The 1,794-nt window shown below is 73.1% G+C and carries 3 protein-coding genes; all 3 read right to left on the bottom strand.

The features are described from left to right. On the bottom strand, window positions 1-125 hold a 125-nt coding region (locus ABZS51_RS42645; RefSeq protein WP_355454033.1), incomplete at its 3' end, for a DUF742 domain-containing protein. Between the two features lie 47 nt (window positions 126-172). Then, the gene (locus ABZS51_RS42640) at window positions 173-595 is read right to left on the bottom strand and encodes a roadblock/LC7 domain-containing protein (protein ID WP_310710705.1); all 423 of its coding nucleotides are present in this window, start codon (window positions 593-595) and stop codon (window positions 173-175) included. Next, the coding region (locus tag ABZS51_RS42635) for an ATP-binding protein (RefSeq protein ID WP_355454030.1) at window positions 592-1,794 on the bottom strand (1,203 nt) is incomplete at its 5' end. The genes ABZS51_RS42640 and ABZS51_RS42635, both read right to left, overlap by 4 nt.

The following is a 1,794-nucleotide window of genomic DNA, read 5'->3' as shown; positions in this document are numbered from 1 at the left end:
AACTCCCTCGGCTCAGCCGTCGCCGACGACACCAACGCCTCCATCGCCAACTTCACCCGCGGCGCCGTACGCCCACCCGTCACCGCATAGGGACGCACGGGAGACCCCGGGTCGAAGGACGACATCGGTCTCGGCTCGGGACCGCCGTTCCATCTGGGGTCTGTCACTTACCTCACCTGGACTGACTCGAACGCAGCTCCGCGCGTACCGCCGGAGTGAGTACCTGACCGGCGCGTTCCACCATCAGCGTCATCTGGTACGCCACCAGCCCCATGTCGCAGTCCGGGGCCGCCAGAACCGCCAGACACGAGCCGTCACTGATCGACATGATCAGCATCAGCCCCCGCTGCATCTCCACGATCGTCTGGTTGACCACACCGCCCTCGAACACCCGCGCCGCACCCTGCGTCAGGCTGACCAGGCCGGAGGCGATGGCCGCGAGCTGGTCGGCCCGGTCCGGCGGGAAGCCGGAGGACGCGGCGAGCGGCAGGCCGTCCGAGGAGACCACGACCGCATGGGCGACCCCGGGTACGGTGCTCACGAAATCGGTGATCAGCCAGTCGACACCGCGCGCCGCGTGACTGAGATCCTTCATGCGCCCTCCTCGCTGCTGTCGGCGCTCCGGGGACCCGCCGGATACGCCTTGCCCTCGTTGATGTCCTCGCGAGCGGCCCGGAAGCCCTGCTGGAAGCTGGACAGCCGGTTGCGCACCCGGTCCGGGGAGACCGCCGGCATGGGGGCCACCCCCTTGGGTGCGGCGGAGCTGTCCGCGGAGCCGGGCACCAGGTTGGCCTTGGGCACCCGCTTGGGCAGACCGGACGCGGTCGCCCCGTCACGCACCGGCTCCACCACCGCCTCCGCGGCGCTCCACCCGGCGTCGGCCTTCGAGGAGCCCCAGCTCGCGCCGCCGGCGAACCAGGCGGACTCCACGGCGGCGAAGATCGGCAGGTATTCGTCACCGGCGGAGGGCTGGCTGTTCACCCTCGGGATGGGGCCGGTGCTGGCCGAGTCGGTCTCCGGGAAGTCGCGCGGCGGCCGGGGGCGGCCGAGCGGCCTGTCGAAGGGGCGGTCGGGCTGGACACCGGAAGGTCCCCAGGGCTGGGGCTCCTCCAGCGGGGGGCGCCGGGGCAGCCCGTTGCCGCCGCTGGACCAGCCCGGCTCCTCGGGCGGCAGCCACGAGTCGTTGGTGTTGAACCCGGCTCGCGGCTCCGACGGCCAGCCGCTGGACTCGGACGGCCACTGCGGCATGGCCGGCCAGCCGTTCTGCTGGGCGGGCGGACCGGACGGGAAGGACGGGTGGCCGGGGCCCGGCTGGTAGCCGCCCGCGGGCCAGTTGGGAGTGGGGGCCGGCGCGGGCGCGAGCTGCGGGCCGTTGTAGGCGTCCTCGTGCGCGGGGCTCGGCGAGCTCGCGTACGCGGGGGACGGGTTGCCGAGCAGGGAGTCCGGCAGCAGGACCATCGCGGTCAGTCCGCCGGAGGCGTGCGGGCGGAGCTGGACGCGGATGCCGTGGCGGTGGGCCAGGCGGGCGACCACGAACAGGCCCATGCGGCGGGAGGCCGACACGTCCACGGTGGGCGCGTCGGTGAGGCGCTCGTTGGACTGCGCCAGCTCGTCCTGCGTCATGCCGATGCCCGCGTCGGTGATGGACAGCATGACGCCGCCGCCGTCGATGCGGCTGCCCGACACCGTCACCCTGTTCTCGCGCGGGGAGAACGACAGGGCGTTCTCGACCAGCTCGGCCAGCAGGTGGATGACGTCGTTGACGGCCTGACCGGCCACCGACACCCCGTCGGG

This window comes from Nonomuraea sp. NPDC005501 (assembly GCF_040605905.1).
GTDB lineage: Bacteria > Actinomycetota > Actinomycetes > Streptosporangiales > Streptosporangiaceae > Nonomuraea.
The sequence above is the reverse complement of the archived record's forward strand: the minus strand, read 5'-3'. Positions and strand labels throughout refer to the sequence as shown.